Annotated in this window: 12 protein-coding genes; 11 read left to right on the top strand and 1 reads right to left on the bottom strand. The window is 64.4% G+C overall.

Features of this window, described 5'->3' with window-relative positions; translation table 11 throughout:
* The 9 genes from murD to lpxC all read left to right on the top strand — a co-directional run bounded on the left by murD (window position 1) and on the right by lpxC (window position 10,443).
* Window positions 1–1,347 carry a UDP-N-acetylmuramoyl-L-alanine--D-glutamate ligase gene (gene murD / locus C6A77_RS22060; RefSeq protein ID WP_114171382.1) on the top strand — a complete coding sequence of 449 codons (1,347 nt, stop codon included), beginning with the start codon at window positions 1–3 and terminating at the stop codon, window positions 1,345–1,347.
* On the top strand, window positions 1,347–2,558 hold the full coding sequence (gene ftsW, locus C6A77_RS22055) for a putative lipid II flippase FtsW (protein ID WP_178082395.1): 1,212 nt from the start codon (window positions 1,347–1,349) through the stop codon (window positions 2,556–2,558). Before murD ends, ftsW begins: the two co-directional genes overlap by 1 nt.
* The gene (gene murG, locus C6A77_RS22050) at window positions 2,548–3,627 is read left to right on the top strand and encodes an undecaprenyldiphospho-muramoylpentapeptide beta-N-acetylglucosaminyltransferase (RefSeq protein ID WP_114171373.1); all 1,080 of its coding nucleotides are present in this window, start codon (window positions 2,548–2,550) and stop codon (window positions 3,625–3,627) included. The genes ftsW and murG overlap by 11 nt, the downstream gene beginning before the upstream one ends.
* Entirely contained in the window at window positions 3,620–5,068 is a 1,449-nt protein-coding gene (gene murC / locus C6A77_RS22045; protein ID WP_114171372.1) for a UDP-N-acetylmuramate--L-alanine ligase, read from the top strand. The genes murG and murC overlap by 8 nt, the downstream gene beginning before the upstream one ends.
* Window positions 5,065–6,021, top strand: a complete 957-nt coding sequence (locus C6A77_RS22040; RefSeq protein WP_114171371.1) for a D-alanine--D-alanine ligase — start codon at window positions 5,065–5,067, stop codon at window positions 6,019–6,021. The genes murC and C6A77_RS22040 overlap by 4 nt, the downstream gene beginning before the upstream one ends.
* A gap of 5 nt (window positions 6,022–6,026) precedes the next feature.
* Window positions 6,027–6,896, top strand: coding sequence for a cell division protein FtsQ/DivIB (locus tag C6A77_RS22035; RefSeq protein WP_012274056.1), 870 nt, complete (start codon window positions 6,027–6,029; stop codon window positions 6,894–6,896).
* A 14-nt stretch (window positions 6,897–6,910) separates the two neighbouring features.
* Window positions 6,911–8,167: a cell division protein FtsA gene (gene ftsA, locus C6A77_RS22030; protein WP_015271706.1), complete on the top strand. Its 1,257-nt coding sequence runs from the start codon at window positions 6,911–6,913 to the stop codon at window positions 8,165–8,167.
* Between the two features lie 55 nt (window positions 8,168–8,222).
* A complete protein-coding gene (ftsZ, locus tag C6A77_RS22025; RefSeq protein ID WP_003251871.1) occupies window positions 8,223–9,419 on the top strand; it encodes a cell division protein FtsZ in 1,197 nt (398 codons plus the stop codon).
* A gap of 112 nt (window positions 9,420–9,531) precedes the next feature.
* Window positions 9,532–10,443 (top strand): UDP-3-O-acyl-N-acetylglucosamine deacetylase, encoded by a 912-nt coding sequence (gene lpxC / locus C6A77_RS22020; protein WP_112250319.1) that lies wholly within the window; start codon window positions 9,532–9,534, stop codon window positions 10,441–10,443.
* Window positions 10,444–10,490: 47 nt separating this feature from the next.
* On the opposite strand, the gene C6A77_RS22015 is transcribed toward lpxC, so the two are convergent.
* Complete coding sequence (locus C6A77_RS22015) at window positions 10,491–10,946, bottom strand: DciA family protein (protein WP_114171370.1); 456 nt, start codon at window positions 10,944–10,946, stop codon at window positions 10,491–10,493.
* Between the two features lie 388 nt (window positions 10,947–11,334).
* Between C6A77_RS22015 and secA the strand changes: the two genes are divergently transcribed.
* Both secA and argJ read left to right on the top strand, forming a co-directional pair.
* Window positions 11,335–14,070, top strand: a complete 2,736-nt coding sequence (secA, locus tag C6A77_RS22005; protein WP_114171368.1) for a preprotein translocase subunit SecA — start codon at window positions 11,335–11,337, stop codon at window positions 14,068–14,070.
* 172 nt (window positions 14,071–14,242) lie between these two features.
* Window positions 14,243–15,460 (top strand): bifunctional glutamate N-acetyltransferase/amino-acid acetyltransferase ArgJ, encoded by a 1,218-nt coding sequence (gene argJ, locus C6A77_RS22000; RefSeq protein ID WP_114171367.1) that lies wholly within the window; start codon window positions 14,243–14,245, stop codon window positions 15,458–15,460.
* Window positions 15,461–15,612 lie beyond the last annotated feature (152 nt).

The raw sequence follows: 15,612 nt of genomic DNA, 5'->3' as shown, positions 1-15,612 counted from the left end.
GTGTCCTTGATCGCTTCCGACCAATTCCGCATCGTTGTCGGCCTCGGCAAGAGCGGCATGTCCCTGGTTCGCTTCCTGGCGAACCGGGGCATTGCCTTTGCGGTCGCCGACACCCGCGAGCAACCGCCGGAACTGGACACCCTGCGCCGTGATTACCCGCAGGTGGAAGTGCGTTGTGGGGAACTGGACGTGGACTTCCTGTGCCGCGCCAGCGAGCTGTACGTGAGCCCCGGTCTGGCCCTGGCCACGCCGGCCCTGCAGCAGGCCGCCGCGCGTGGCGTGAAGCTGTCTGGCGACATCGAGCTGTTCGCCCGTAACGCCAAGGCGCCGATCATTGCCATCAGCGGCTCCAACGCCAAGAGCACCGTCACCACCCTGGTTGGCGAAATGGCCGCCAAGGCCGGCAAGCGCGTGGCGGTGGGGGGCAACCTCGGCACCCCGGCGCTGGACCTGTTGGCCGATGACGTCGAGCTGTACGTGCTGGAACTGTCCAGCTTCCAGCTGGAAACCACCGACCAGCTCAACGCCGAAGTGGCCACCGTGCTGAACATCAGCGAAGACCACATGGACCGCTACAGCGGCCTGCCGGCCTACCACCTGGCCAAGCACCGGATCTTCCGTGGCGCCAGGCAGGTGGTGGTCAACCGTCAGGATGCCCTGAGCCGGCCGCTGCCGGTGGAAGGCCGCCCATGCTGGACCTTCGGCCTCAACCAGCCGGACTTCAAGGCCTTCGGCCTGCGCGAAGTGAACGGCGAGAAATACCTGGCGTTCGAGTTCCAGGCGCTGATGCCGGCACGCGAGCTGAAGGTTCGCGGCGCCCACAACCAGAGCAACGCCCTGGCCGCGCTGGCCTTGGGGCATGCTGCCGGCCTGCCGTTCGAACCGATGCTCGAGGCCCTGCGCGAGTTCGGCGGCCTGGCCCACCGTTGCCAGTGGGTGCGCGAGCGCAACGGCGTGAACTGGTATGACGATTCCAAGGCCACCAACGTCGGTGCTGCCCTGGCTGCCATCGAAGGCCTGGGTGCCGACATCGAAGGCAAGCTGGTGCTGATCGCCGGTGGCGACGGCAAGGGTGCCGATTTCGCCGCGCTGCGCGAGCCGGTCACGCGCTTCTGCCGCGCCGTGGTGCTGCTTGGCCGTGATGCCGAGCGCCTGGCCGAAGCCTTGGGCGATGGCGTGCAACTGGTCCGCGTGAACTCCCTCGACGACGCCGTGCAGCAATGCGCCGAGCTGGCCCGGGCGGGGGACGCCGTGCTGCTGTCGCCAGCCTGCGCCAGCCTCGACATGTTCAAGAACTTCGAAGAACGCGGGCGCCTGTTCGCCCAGGCAGCAGGAGGCCTTGCATGATCTTCGGCATCCTCAAGCCTTATCCGTCGCCGCTGATCAGCGGCCGTGGCATCGACCTGGACTTCGCCATGCTCGCCGGCTGCCTGGCATTGCTCGGCCTGGGCCTGGTGATGATCACCTCGGCGTCCTCGGAAGTGGCTGCGGTGCAGTCGGGCAACCCGCTTTACCACATGTTCCGCCACCTGGTGTACGTGTTCCTCGGCCTGGTCGCCTGTGGCGCCACCATGCTGATACCGATCGCCACCTGGCAACGCATGGGCTTCCTGATGCTGCTGGGCGCCTTCGGCCTGCTGGTGCTGGTGCTGGTGCCTGGTATCGGCCGTGAAGTGAACGGTTCGATGCGCTGGATCGGCTTCAGCTTCTTCAACGTGCAGCCTTCGGAAATCGCCAAGGTGTTCGTGGTGGTCTACCTGGCCGGCTACCTGGTACGTCGGCAGACCGAGGTTCGCGAAACCTGGATGGGCTTCTTCAAGCCGTTCATCGTGCTGCTGCCCATGGCGGCCCTGCTGCTGATGGAGCCGGACTTCGGCGCCACCGTGGTGATGATGGGCGCGGCAGCGGCCATGCTGTTCCTCGGCGGGGTGGGGCTGTTCCGCTTCAGCCTGATGGTGGTGCTGGCGGTGGTCGCGGTGTTCGTGCTGGTACAGGCGCAGCCGTATCGCATGGCACGTCTGATCACCTTCACCGACCCTTGGTCCGACCAGTTCGGTTCTGGCTACCAGCTGACCCAGGCACTGATTGCCTTTGGCCGTGGCGAGTGGCTGGGCGTTGGCCTGGGCAACAGCGTGCAGAAACAGTTCTACCTGCCTGAAGCGCACACCGACTTCGTGTTCTCGGTACTGGCCGAAGAGCTCGGCGTGGTCGGCTCGCTGCTGACTATCGCGCTGTTCGTGTTCGTGACGGTGCGCGCCCTGTACATCGGCCTGTGGGCGGAAAAAGCCAAGCAGTTCTTTGCCGCTTATGTTGCGTTCGGCCTGGCCTTCCTTTGGATCGGCCAGTTCCTGATCAACATCGGCGTGAACGTCGGCCTGTTGCCGACCAAGGGCCTGACCCTGCCGTTCCTCAGCTACGGCGGCAGTTCGCTGGTGATCTGCTGTGCCTGCGTGGGGCTGTTGCTGCGTATCGAGTGGGAAAGCCGCACGCACCTGGGCAGCGAGGAACACGAATTCAGCGAAAGCGATTTTGCCGAGGAGACCAATCATGGCCGCTGACGGCAAGAACGTACTGATCATGGCCGGCGGTACCGGGGGCCACGTGTTCCCGGCGCTGGCCTGCGCTCGCGAATTCCAGGCGCGCGGTTACAGCGTGCACTGGCTGGGCACCCCGCGCGGCATCGAAAACGAGCTGGTGCCCCAGGCTGGCCTGCCGTTGCACCTGATTCAGGTCAGCGGCCTGCGTGGCAAGAGCAAGCTGTCCCTGCTCAAGGCGCCGTTCACCGTGGCCAAGGCAGTCATGCAGGCGCGGCGTATCATTCGCCAGCTCAAGCCGGTGTGTGTGCTCGGTTTCGGCGGCTATGTGACCGGCCCCGGCGGTGTCGCCGCGCGGCTGTGCGGCGTGCCGCTGGTCATCCACGAGCAGAACGCCCGTGCCGGCACCGCCAACCGCTTGCTGGTGCCACTCTCGGCGCGGGTCTGCGAAGCGTTCCCGAACACCTTCGAGGCCAGCGACAAACGTCGCACCACCGGTAACCCGGTGCGCCCGGAGCTGTTCATGGACGCGCAGCGTGCGCCGCTCGCCGAACGCCGTGCACGGCTGCTGGTGCTCGGCGGCAGCCTGGGTGCGGAACCATTGAACAAATTGTTGCCTAAGGCCCTGTCCGAAGTGCCCGCCGCGCTGCGGCCAGAGGTGTTCCACCAGGCCGGCAAGCAACATGCGTCGATCACCGCCGAGCGTTATCACGAAGCGGGCGTCGCGGCTCAGGTTGAGCCTTTCATCGAGGACATGGCCCAGGCCTATGGCTGGGCCGACATCGTGGTGTGCCGGGCCGGCGCCCTGACCGTCAGCGAGCTGGCGGCAGCAGGCCTGCCTGCGATGCTGGTGCCGTTGCCCCATGCGATCGACGACCACCAGACCCACAACGCCCAATATCTGGCCCGGGAAGGCGCTGCCTTCCTGATGCCACAAGCGACAACTGGCGCAGCGCAGCTCGCTGAACGCCTGAACGAGGTGCTGATGCAACCCGAGAAACTCAACGTCATGGCAGGCACCGCGCGGCGCCTGGCCAAACCTGCCGCAACCAGCACCGTGGTCGATATCTGCCTGGAGGTGGCCCATGGTTGAGAGCCAGAAAGCCATGCCCCAGCCGAAGATGGGCCGTATCCGCCGCATTCACTTCGTCGGTATCGGCGGCGTGGGCATGTGCGGCATTGCCGAAGTGTTGCTGAACCTGGGCTATGAAGTGTCCGGCTCCGACCTCAAGGCCTCGCCGGTGACCGAGCGCCTGGAGTCGTTCGGCGCCGAAATCTTCGTCGGCCACCGCGCCGAGAACGCCGCCACTGCCGATGTGCTGGTGGTGTCCAGCGCCATCAACCCGGCCAACCCGGAAGTCGCCACCGCCCTCGAGCGGCGCATTCCGGTGGTGCCGCGTGCCGAGATGCTCGCCGAGCTGATGCGCTATCGCCATGGCGTGGCCGTAGCCGGTACCCACGGCAAGACCACCACCACCAGCCTGCTGGCCTCGGTGTTCGCCGCCGGCGGCCTGGACCCGACCTTCGTCATCGGTGGCCGCCTGACCGCTGCCGGCACCAATGCCCAGCTGGGCACCAGCCGCTACCTGATCGCCGAAGCGGACGAAAGCGATGCCAGCTTCCTGCACCTGCAGCCGATGGTGGCCGTGGTCACCAACATCGACGCCGACCACATGGCGACCTACGAAGGCGACTTCAACAAGCTGAAGAAAACCTTCGTCGAATTCCTGCACAACCTGCCGTTCTACGGCCTGGCCGTGATGTGCCTGGACGACCCGGTGGTGCGCGAGATCCTGCCGCAGGTCAAGCGCCCGACCGTGACCTATGGCTTCAGCGACGAGGCCGACATCCGCGCCATCAACGTGCGCCAGATGGGCATGCAGACCCACTTCACCGTACTGCGCCGCGACCGCGAGCCGCTGGAAGTGTCGGTGAACATGCCTGGCAACCACAACGTGCTCAACGCCTTGGCCACTATCGCCATCGCCACTGACGAAGGCATCACTGACGAAGCCATCGTCCAGGGCCTGTCCGGCTTCCAGGGCGTCGGTCGGCGCTTCCAGGTGTACGGCGAGCTGCCGGTCGAAGGCGGCAGCGTGATGCTGGTCGACGACTACGGTCACCATCCGACCGAAGTGGCGGCAGTGATCAAGGCCGTGCGCGGTGGCTGGCCAAGCCGCCGCCTGGTGATCGTCTACCAGCCGCACCGCTACAGCCGTACCCGCGACCTGTACGACGATTTCGTCCAGGTGCTGGGCGATGCCAACGTGCTGCTGCTGATGGAGGTCTACCCGGCCGGCGAAGAGCCGATCCCCGGCGCCGACAGCCGCCAGCTGTGCCACAGCATCCGCCAGCGCGGCAAGCTGGACCCGATCTACATCGAGCGGGGCGTCGAGCTGGCGCCGCTGGTCAAGCCGTTGCTGCGCGCTGGCGACATTCTGATCTGCCAGGGTGCCGGTGATGTCGGCGGCCTGGCGCCGCAACTGATGAAAAGCCCGCTGTTCGCTGGCGCCAAGCAGGAGAAGTCGAAATGACCAGCGCCTACGACAAGCTGCACTCGACCCTGGACGCCAAGGCCTTCGGCCGTGTGGCGGTACTGTACGGCGGCAAGAGCGCCGAGCGTGAGGTGTCGCTGAAGTCCGGCGCCGCGGTGATCGACGCACTGACCACCGCCGGTGTCGATGTGGTCGCCATCGATGTGGGCGACGACCTGCTCGAGCGCCTGCAAAACGAGCGGATCGACCGCGCCTTCATCATTCTTCACGGCCGTGGGGGTGAAGACGGCAGCATGCAGGGCCTGCTCGAGTGCCTGGGCATCCCTTACACCGGCAGCGGCATCCTCGCTTCGGCGCTGGCCATGGACAAACTGCGCACCAAGCAGGTGTGGCAGAGCCTGGGCATTCCGACCCCGCGCCACGCCGTGCTGGCGAGCGAAAGCGACTGTTTGCGGGCCAGTACGGAACTGGGCTTCCCGCTGATCGTCAAACCCGCCCACGAAGGTTCCAGCATCGGCATGGCCAAGGTGAACAGCGCCCAGGAACTGGTCGCCGCCTGGCAGGATGCCGCCCGATACGATTCCCAGGTACTGGTGGAGCAGTGGATCCACGGCCCGGAGTTCACCGTCGCGGTGTTGCGCGGCCAGGTGTTGCCGCCGATCGCCCTGGGAACGCCGCACGTGTTCTACGACTACGACGCCAAGTACCTCGCCAACGATACCCAGTACCGCATTCCCTGCGGCCTGGACAGCGTCAAGGAACAGGAACTGATCGACCTGACCGCACGCGCCTGCGATGCCATTGGCATCGAAGGCTGGGGGCGGCTGGACGTGATGCAGGACGAGCAGGGCCGGTTCTGGCTGCTCGAAGTCAACACCGCACCCGGCATGACCGACCATAGCCTGGTGCCCATGGCGGCCCGCGCGGCCGGCCTGGACTTCCAGCAACTGGTGCTGGCGATCCTGGCCGAAAGCGTGGCGACGCGAGGTTAACAACCATGCAAGGCGCGATGATACGTCAGCAGCAACCCGTTACCGGCCGTAGCAAGCCGGTGCCGCGTGGTGCCAGCCGGCTGGTGGCCGACGAGCCCGTATCGGCGCGCCTGCCGCGGCCCAGCCTGGGTGGCCTGAAGCGCCTGCTGTGGCCGGTGCTGCTGGTGGCGGCCGGCTTTGGTGCCTACGAAGGCGCCATCCGTCTGATGCCGTATGCCGACCGTCCGATCACCAAGATCGATGTGCAGGGCGACCTCAGCTACATCAGCCAGCAGTCGGTGCAGCAGCGCATCGCGCCCTACGTCGCGGCGAGCTTCTTCAGCGTCGACCTGCCGGCGATGCGTGCCGAGCTCGAACAGATGCCCTGGATCGCCCACGCCGAAGTGCGTCGGGTGTGGCCCGACGAGGTGGTGATCCGCCTGGAAGAACAGCTGCCGGTGGCACGCTGGGGTGACGAGGCCCTGCTCAACAACCAGGGCCAGGCCTTCACCCCGCGCGAGCTGGCCAACTACGAGCACCTGCCGCAGCTGGCCGGGCCGCAGCGTGCTCAGCAACAAGTCATGCAGCAGTATCAGGTATTGAGCCAGATGCTGCGCCCCCTGGGCTTTTCCATCGCTCGCCTGGAGCTGCGCGAGCGAGGCAGCTGGTTCCTGACCACTGGCGCGAGCAGCGCCGGGCCAGGCATCGAGCTGCTGCTGGGGCGCGACCATCTGGTGGAGAAGATGCGCCGTTTCATTGCCATTTACGACAAGACACTCAAAGACCAGATCACCACTATCGCCCGCATTGATCTGCGTTACTCCAACGGACTTGCCGTTGGTTGGCGGGAACCGATTGCACCGACGACGGCCCAACCCGCCGTTGCGAAGAATTAGAGAGAGGCAGGACCATGGCAAACGCGCATAGCGGCAAAATGATCGTCGGGCTGGATATCGGCACCTCCAAGGTGGTGGCGCTGGTAGGTGAAGTGGGCGAGGACGGCACCCTGGAAATCGTCGGGATCGGTACCCATCCGTCCCGCGGCCTGAAAAAAGGCGTGGTGGTGAACATCGAGTCCACCGTGCAGTCGATCCAGCGTGCGGTGGAAGAAGCGCAGCTGATGGCCGGTTGCCGCATCCACTCGGCGTTCGTCGGCGTGGCCGGCAACCACATCCGCAGCCTGAACTCCCACGGCATCGTCGCCATCCGCGACCGCGAGGTCAGCCTGGCCGACCTGGAGCGTGTGCTCGACGCCGCCCAGGCCGTGGCCATCCCGGCCGACCAGCGCGTGCTGCACACCCTGCCGCAGGACTACGTGATCGACAACCAGGAAGGCGTGCGCGAGCCGCTGGGCATGTCTGGCGTACGTCTGGAGGCCAAGGTCCACGTGGTCACCTGCGCGGTCAACGCAGCGCAGAACATCGAGAAGTGCGTGCGCCGCTGCGGCCTGGAAATCGACGACATCATCCTCGAGCAGCTGGCCTCGGCCTACTCGGTGCTGACCGACGATGAGAAGGAGCTGGGCGTGTGCCTGGTGGACATCGGTGGCGGTACCACCGACATCGCCATCTTCACCGAGGGCGCGATCCGTCACACCGCAGTCATCCCGATTGCCGGCGACCAGGTCACCAACGACATCGCCATGGCTCTGCGTACCCCCACCCAGTACGCCGAAGAAATCAAGATCCGCTACGCCTGCGCCCTGGCCAAACTGGCTGGCGCCGGCGAGACCATCAAGGTGCCGAGCGTGGGCGATCGTCCGCCGCGCGAGCTGTCGCGCCAGGCCCTGGCCGAGGTGGTGGAGCCACGTTACGACGAGCTCTTCACCCTGATCCAGGCCGAACTGCGCCGCAGCGGCTACGAGGACCTGGTGCCGGCCGGCATCGTCCTCACCGGCGGTACCGCGAAGATGGAAGGCGCCGTGGAACTGGCCGAGGAAATCTTCCACATGCCGGTACGCCTGGGCGTGCCGCACAGCGTTCGGGGCCTGAGCGACGTGGTGCGCAACCCGATCTATTCCACCGGCGTGGGCTTGCTCACCTACGGCCTGCAGAAGCAGACCGAAGACCTGCCCCTGACCGGTAACAGCAGCAACAACAGCTATGGCGATGAACCGAAGGCTCCAGTGCTTGAACGCTTCAAGCGCTGGGTCCAGGGCAACTTCTAAGTTTCAAAGCAGTAGTGGTAGGCGCGACAACTAGAGAACTGTAAGGAGAGGGAAAATGTTCGAGCTCGTAGACAACGTCCCGCAAAGCCCGGTCATCAAAGTGATCGGCGTTGGCGGTGGTGGCGGCAACGCCGTCAACCACATGGTCAAAAGCAGCATCGAAGGCGTGGAATTCATCTGCGCCAACACCGATGCCCAGGCGCTGAAAAACATTGGCGCGCGCACCATCCTGCAATTGGGCACTGGCGTGACCAAGGGCCTGGGTGCCGGTGCCAATCCGGAAGTCGGCCGTCAGGCCGCGCTGGAAGACCGTGAGCGCATCGCCGAGGTGCTGCAGGGCACCAACATGGTGTTCATCACCACTGGCATGGGCGGCGGTACCGGTACCGGTGCAGCGCCGATCATCGCCGAAGTGGCCAAGGAAATGGGCATTCTCACCGTTGCCGTGGTGACCCGTCCGTTCCCGTTCGAAGGCCGCAAGCGCATGCAGATCGCCGATGAAGGCATCCGCATGCTGGCCGAAAGCGTCGACTCGTTGATCACCATCCCCAACGAGAAGCTGCTGACCATCCTGGGCAAGGATGCCAGCCTGCTGTCCGCCTTCGCCAAGGCCGACGATGTGCTGGCCGGTGCCGTGCGCGGCATCTCCGACATCATCAAGCGCCCGGGCATGATCAACGTCGACTTCGCCGACGTGCGTACCGTGATGGGTGAAATGGGCATGGCCATGATGGGTACCGGCTGCGCCAGCGGCCCGAACCGTGCCCGTGAAGCCACCGAGGCGGCGATCCGCAACCCGCTGCTGGAAGACGTCAACCTGCAGGGCGCCCGCGGCATCCTGGTGAACATCACCGCAGGCCCGGACCTGTCGCTGGGCGAGTACTCCGACGTCGGTAGCATCATCGAAGCCTTCGCCTCCGACCACGCCATGGTCAAGGTCGGCACCGTGATCGACCCGGACATGCGTGACGAGCTGCACGTGACCGTAGTGGCCACTGGCCTGGGCGCGCGCATCGAGAAGCCGGTGAAGGTGGTCGACAACACCCTGCAGACCGCCCAGCAGGCGTACGAGGCGTCCAACCCGGCGCCGGTCCGTCAGGAGCAGCCGGCAGTCAACTACCGTGACCTGGAGCGCCCGACCGTCATGCGCAACCAGGCCCATGCAGGTGCTGCTGCGGCCGCTAAACTGAACCCTCAGGATGACCTGGACTACCTCGATATCCCGGCATTCCTGCGTCGTCAGGCTGATTAATGGAATTTATCAGGGGTATAAAGGTGATTGGTATTCATCAAAGGTTGGGTCTGTTATCATCCCCAGCCTTTGTTGATACCTGTTCGCAATTTGCGCTGAAGCGGCCAATGCCATGATTAAACAACGCACCCTGAAGAATACCATCCGTGCCACAGGTGTCGGTCTGCACTCGGGGGAGAAGGTTTACCTGACCCTCAAGCCTGCACCTGTTGACACCGGCATCGTCTTCCGCCGCGCCGACCTCGACCCTGTGGTCGAAATCCCGGCGCGCGCGGCCAACGTCGGCGAGACAACCATGTCGACGACGCTGGTCAACGGTGACGTCAAGGTCGATACGGTCGAGCACCTGCTCTCCGCCATGGCGGGCCTGGGCATCGATAACGCCTACGTCGAGCTCTCCGCCTCGGAAGTGCCGATCATGGATGGCAGCGCCGGACCCTTTGTATTCCTGATTCAGTCTGCCGGCCTGGAAGAACAGGACGCAGCCAAGAAGTTCATCCGCATCCTGCGTGAGGTCACAGTGGAAGAGGGCGACAAGCGCGCCACTTTCCTGCCTTTCGACGGTTTCAAGGTGAGCTTCGAGATCGACTTCGATCACCCGGTGCTTCGCAACCGGACCCAAAGCGCCAGCGTCGACTTTTCCAGCACCTCGTTCGTGAAGGAAGTCAGCCGCGCGCGTACCTTCGGTTTCATGCGTGATATCGAATACCTGCGCAAGCACAACCTTGCGCTGGGTGGCAGTGTCGAGAACGCCATCGTGGTCGATGAGGACGGCGTGCTCAACGAAGACGGCCTTCGTTATGAAGACGAATTCGTCAAGCACAAGATCCTCGACGCCATCGGCGACCTCTACCTGCTGGGCAACAGCCTGATCGGCGAGTTCAAGGGCTTCAAGTCCGGCCACGCGCTGAACAACCAGCTGTTGCGCAAGCTGATTGCCGAAACCGATGCCTGGGAAGTGGTCACTTTCGAAGATGCCAGCACGGCACCGATCTCGTACATGCGCCCTGTTGCGGCCGTGTAAGTTCGAACACTCTCTAGTTCATTGAGGCCACCTTCGGGTGGCCTTTTTTATTGCTTGTCCCGGGCGTGGGCGGCCAGCCGTTCCAGCGCCGCGCGCAGCTTGGGGTCGCTGATGCCCTCGGCGGTGTCGCGCAGGCTCTCGGCGGCATTGTTCGACAGCTCTGCCGCATGGCCGCCGCGTTTGGCTGGCACCAGCGGCGGCTGCACCTTGTACAGGATGCGCCGCAGGTTGCCGAATGCCTCCATGCCCTGCAGGGCCGCCAGCAGGCGCTTCTGCTGATAGCGCAGGCGGGTTGCCCAGTGGCCGTCGGTCACCACCAGCAACAAGGTGCCATCGCGCCACGACGCCACATGGCAATGCTCGCGGGCAGCCGGTTGCAGCTGGCTTTCCAGAAGGCGCTGCAAGTGCTCCAGGCGTTCGGCCTGGTTCAGCAGCAGGCGCAGCGGGCGCACCTGGCGCAGCAGGGCTGAAGGCGGCTGGGCGGGGGAGGGTTTGTAGGCCATGGGAAATGTGCATGAGGTTACAAGATCGGCAGTTTAACACCTCTGTAGCCTGTACCGGCCTCTTCGCGGCTAAAGCCGCTCCCACAGGATTACCTATGCATCAACGGCGGTGCTGTACCTGTGGGAGCGGCTTTAGCCGCGAAGGGGCCGGTACAGGCATAAGATACGATTCACTCTCGATACCTTTCATGTTGCCCAGCCTTGAACTCGGGGAAAATGCCCCTATCTAAAACCAGCCCCCGCCAAAACGCTGTAATAGCATCGTGGAAATCCACCACTTTCCTCACCATCGTTTCCGGGTAGAATGCTCGTTCGCATGCGGCCTCAGGGCTGCACGGGCGACTCATGGGGCCGCCCTCCATCCCTACGTGTGGAAGATCCTGCCGATATGTTTGCGCCTTTGTTAAAAAAACTTTTTGGAAGCAAGAACGAGCGTGAAGTCAAACGCATGCTCAAGACGGTGAGTATCGTCAATGCCTTCGAAGAGAAGATGGTGGCCCTCTCCGACGAGCAACTGCGGGGCAAGACCGCAGAGTTCAAGGAGCGCCTGGCCAAAGGCGAGACACTGGACCAGTTGCTGCCCGAAGCCTTCGCCGTGGCCCGTGAGGCCGGCAAGCGTGTCATGGGCATGCGCCACTTCGACGTACAGCTGATCGGCGGCATGACCCTGCACGAGGGCATGATCGCAGAAATGCGTACCGGTGAAGGCAAGACCTTGGTCGGTACCCTGGCCGTGTACCTCAACGCACTGTCCGGCAAGGGTGTGCATGTGGTCACGGTCAACGACTACCTGGCCCGCCGTGACGCCAACTGGATGCGCCCGCTGTACGAATTCCTCGGCCTGTCGGTCGGCATCGTCTCGGCCTTCCAGCCGCCGGAAGAAAAGCGCGCGGCCTACGCGTCCGACATCACCTACGGCACCAACAACGAATTCGGTTTCGACTACCTGCGCGACAACATGGCGTTCAGCCAGGAAGAGAAGTTCCAGCGTGAACTCAACTTCGCCGTGATCGACGAAGTCGACTCCATCCTCATCGACGAAGCGCGTACCCCGCTGATCATCTCCGGCCAGGCCGAAGACAGCTCCAAGCTGTACATCGAGATCAACCGCCTGATCCCGCGCCTGACGCAGCACATCGAGGAAGTCGAAGGCCAGGTCACCCAGGAAGGCCACTTCACGATCGACGAGAAGAGCCGCCAGGTCGAACTGAACGAAGCCGGTCACCAGTACATCGAGGAGATGCTCACCCAGTCCGGCCTGCTGGCCGAGGGCGAGAGCCTGTACTCGGCGCACAACCTGAGCCTGCTGACCCATGTCTACGCCGGCCTGCGCGCACACAAGCTGTTCCACCGCAACGTCGAGTACATCATCCAGGACGGCCAGGTCCTGCTGATCGACGAGCACACCGGCCGTACCATGCCCGGCCGTCGCCTGTCCGAAGGCCTGCACCAGGCCATCGAGGCGAAAGAGAACCTGAACATCCAGGCCGAGAGCCAGACCCTGGCTTCGACCACCTTCCAGAACTACTTCCGCCTGTACACCAAGCTGTCCGGCATGACCGGTACCGCCGACACCGAAGCATTCGAGTTCCAGTCGATCTACGGGCTCAACGTGATGGTCATTCCGCCGAACAAGCCGTTGGCGCGCAAGGACTTCAACGACCTGGTGTACCTGACCGCCGACGAGAAATACGCCGCGATCATCGCCGACATCAAGGAAAGCATGACCCAGGGTCGCCCGGTGCTGGTCGGTACGGCGACCATCGAGACCTCCGAGCACATGTCCAACCTTCTGAAGAAGGAAGGTATCGACCACAAGGTGCTCAACGCCAAGTACCACGAGAAGGAAGCCGAGATCATCGCCCAGGCCGGTGCGCCAGGTGCCCTGACCATCGCCACCAACATGGCCGGCCGTGGTACCGACATTCTGCTGGGCGGTAACTGGGAGGCCGAAGTAGCGGCCCTGGAAAACCCCACCGCCGAGCAGATCGCGCAGATCAAGGCCGACTGGCAGAAGCGCCACCAGCAGGTGATCGAGTCGGGTGGCCTGCACGTGATCGCTTCCGAGCGCCACGAATCGCGCCGTATCGACAACCAGCTGCGTGGCCGTTCCGGCCGTCAGGGTGACCCGGGTTCCAGCCGCTTCTACCTGTCGCTGGAAGACAGCCTGATGCGCATCTTCGCCTCTGACCGGGTGAAGAACTTCATGAAGGCACTGGGCATGCAGTCGGGCGAAGCCATCGAGCACCGCATGGTCACCAACGCCATCGAGAAGGCCCAGCGCAAGGTCGAAGGGCGCAACTTCGACATCCGCAAGCAATTGCTCGAATACGACGACGTGGCCAACGAGCAGCGCAAGGTGATCTACCACATGCGCAACAGCCTGCTGGCCGCCGAGAACATCGGCGACACCATCGTCGAGTTCCGCAAGGAAGTGCTGGACGCTACCATCAGCCAGCACATTCCGCCGCAGTCGCTGCCCGAGCAGTGGGATGTGGCCGGTTTGGAGGCTTCGCTGGCCAGCGATTTCGCCATGAAGCTGCCGATCCAGCAGTGGCTCGACGAGGACGATCACCTCTACGAAGAAACCCTGCGTGAGAAGCTGCTGAACGAGATCACCAGCGCTTACACCGAGAAGGAAGACCAGGCCGGTATCGAGGCCCTGCGTACCTTCGAGAAGCAGATTCTGCTGCGTGTGCTGGACGACCTATGGAAAGACCACCTGTCGACCATGGACCACCTGCGTCACGGTATCCACCTGCGTGGTTACGCGCAGAAGAACCCCAAGCAGGAGTACAAGCGCGAATCCTTCAGCCTGTTCCAGGAGCTGCTCGAGTCGATCAAGCGCGACACCATCCGCGTGCTGTCGCACGTTCAGGTGCGCCGCGAAGACCCGGCCGAAGAGGAAGCCCGCCTGCGCCGCGAGGCCGAGGAGCTGGCCAGCCGCATGCAGTTCCAGCACGCCGCTGCACCAGGCCTGGAAAGCGAGCAACTGAGCGAGGAGGGCGCCGAAGTGGCGGTCGCCTCGGCCCCGGTGCGCAACGACCAGAAGCTGGGCCGCAACGAGCCTTGCTGGTGTGGTTCCGGCAAGAAGTTCAAGCATTGCCACGGGCAGATCGAGTGATCTGACCTGAATGGGGCCGCGTTGCGGCCCTGTCGCGACACAAGGCCGCTCCCACAGGGATAGCGCACAGCCGCAACGCTGCGCCGTCCTATGTGGGAGCGGCCTTGTGTCGCGATGGGGCGCGAAGCGGCCCCGCTTTTCGATATCAACCGTATTTTCTAGGAGCGCTCTAATGGCTGTTGGTCTTGGTCCTTTGCCTACCCTGCACCCGGTTCCGGGTTTTGAACTCGGTATCGCTTCTGCCGGCATCAAGCGCCCGGGGCGCAAGGATGTGGTGGTCATGCGCTGTGCCGAAGGCTCCAGCGTGGCGGGCGTGTTCACCCTCAACGCGTTCTGCGCGGCACCGGTGATCCTGTCCAAGCAGCGCGTGCAGGGCAGCGTGCGCTACCTGCTGACCAACACCGGTAACGCCAACGCCGGCACCGGCGCACCAGGCCTGGCCGCCGCCGAGCGTACCTGCGCCAAGCTGGCCGAACTGGCCGGCGTACCGGCCGAGTCGGTACTGCCGTTCTCCACCGGCGTGATCGGCGAACCGCTGCCGGTCGAGAAGATCGAAGGCGCGCTGCAGGCGGCGCTCGACAACCTGTCGGAAAACCACTGGGCCGAAGCCGCCACCGGCATCATGACCACCGATACCCTGCCCAAGGGTGCCAGCCGCCAGTTCCAGCACGATGGCGTGACCGTTACCGTCACCGGCATCAGCAAGGGCGCCGGCATGATCCGCCCGAACATGGCGACCATGCTCGGCTACATCGCCACCGACGCCAAGGTGGCGCCGGCGGTGCTCAAGGACCTGATGCTGGACGGCGCCAACAAGTCGTTCAACCGCATCACCATCGATGGCGACACCTCGACCAACGACTGCTGCATGCTGATCGCCACCGGCAAGGCCAACCTGCCGGAAGTCACCGAAGCCAGCGGCGCGCTGTTCGAAGCGCTGAAAAAGGCCGTGTTCGAAGTGTGCATGGAAGTCGCCCAGGCCATCGTCCGTGACGGCGAAGGTGCCACCAAGTTCGTGACCGTGCAGGTCAACGGCGGTGGCAACCACCAGGAATGCCTGGACGTCGGCTACGCCGTGGCCCACTCGCCGCTGATCAAGACCGCGCTGTTCGCTTCCGACCCGAACTGGGGCCGGATTCTTGCGGCGGTGGGGCGTGCCGGCGTGCCGGAGCTGGATGTGAGCCTGATCGATGTGTACCTGGACAGCGTGTGCATCGCCAGCAAGGGCGGGCGCAGCCCGAGCTACACCGAAGACCAGGGCGCCAAGGTCATGGCCCAGGAAGAAATCACCATCCGCATCGAGCTGGGCCGTGGCCAGTGCAGCGAAACCATCTGGACGACCGACCTGTCCCACGAGTACGTGAAGATCAACGCCGAGTACCGTACCTGATGTAGTTGGGGCCGCGTTGCGGCCCTTTCGCGGCGCCAAGCCCCCCCCCCCCGGGCCCGCGGGGGGGGGGGGGCGGGGGGGGCGCAGGGGGGGCGCCACCCCCCCCAAAAACCCACCCCCGGGGGCCCCCCCAAAACGATAAACACAAGCAC

The sequence above is a fragment of the Pseudomonas sp. AFG_SD02_1510_Pfu_092 genome, from assembly GCF_003331055.1.
In the GTDB taxonomy this organism is placed as follows: domain Bacteria; phylum Pseudomonadota; class Gammaproteobacteria; order Pseudomonadales; family Pseudomonadaceae; genus Aquipseudomonas.
This window is presented reverse-complemented; position numbering and strand designations above follow the sequence as displayed.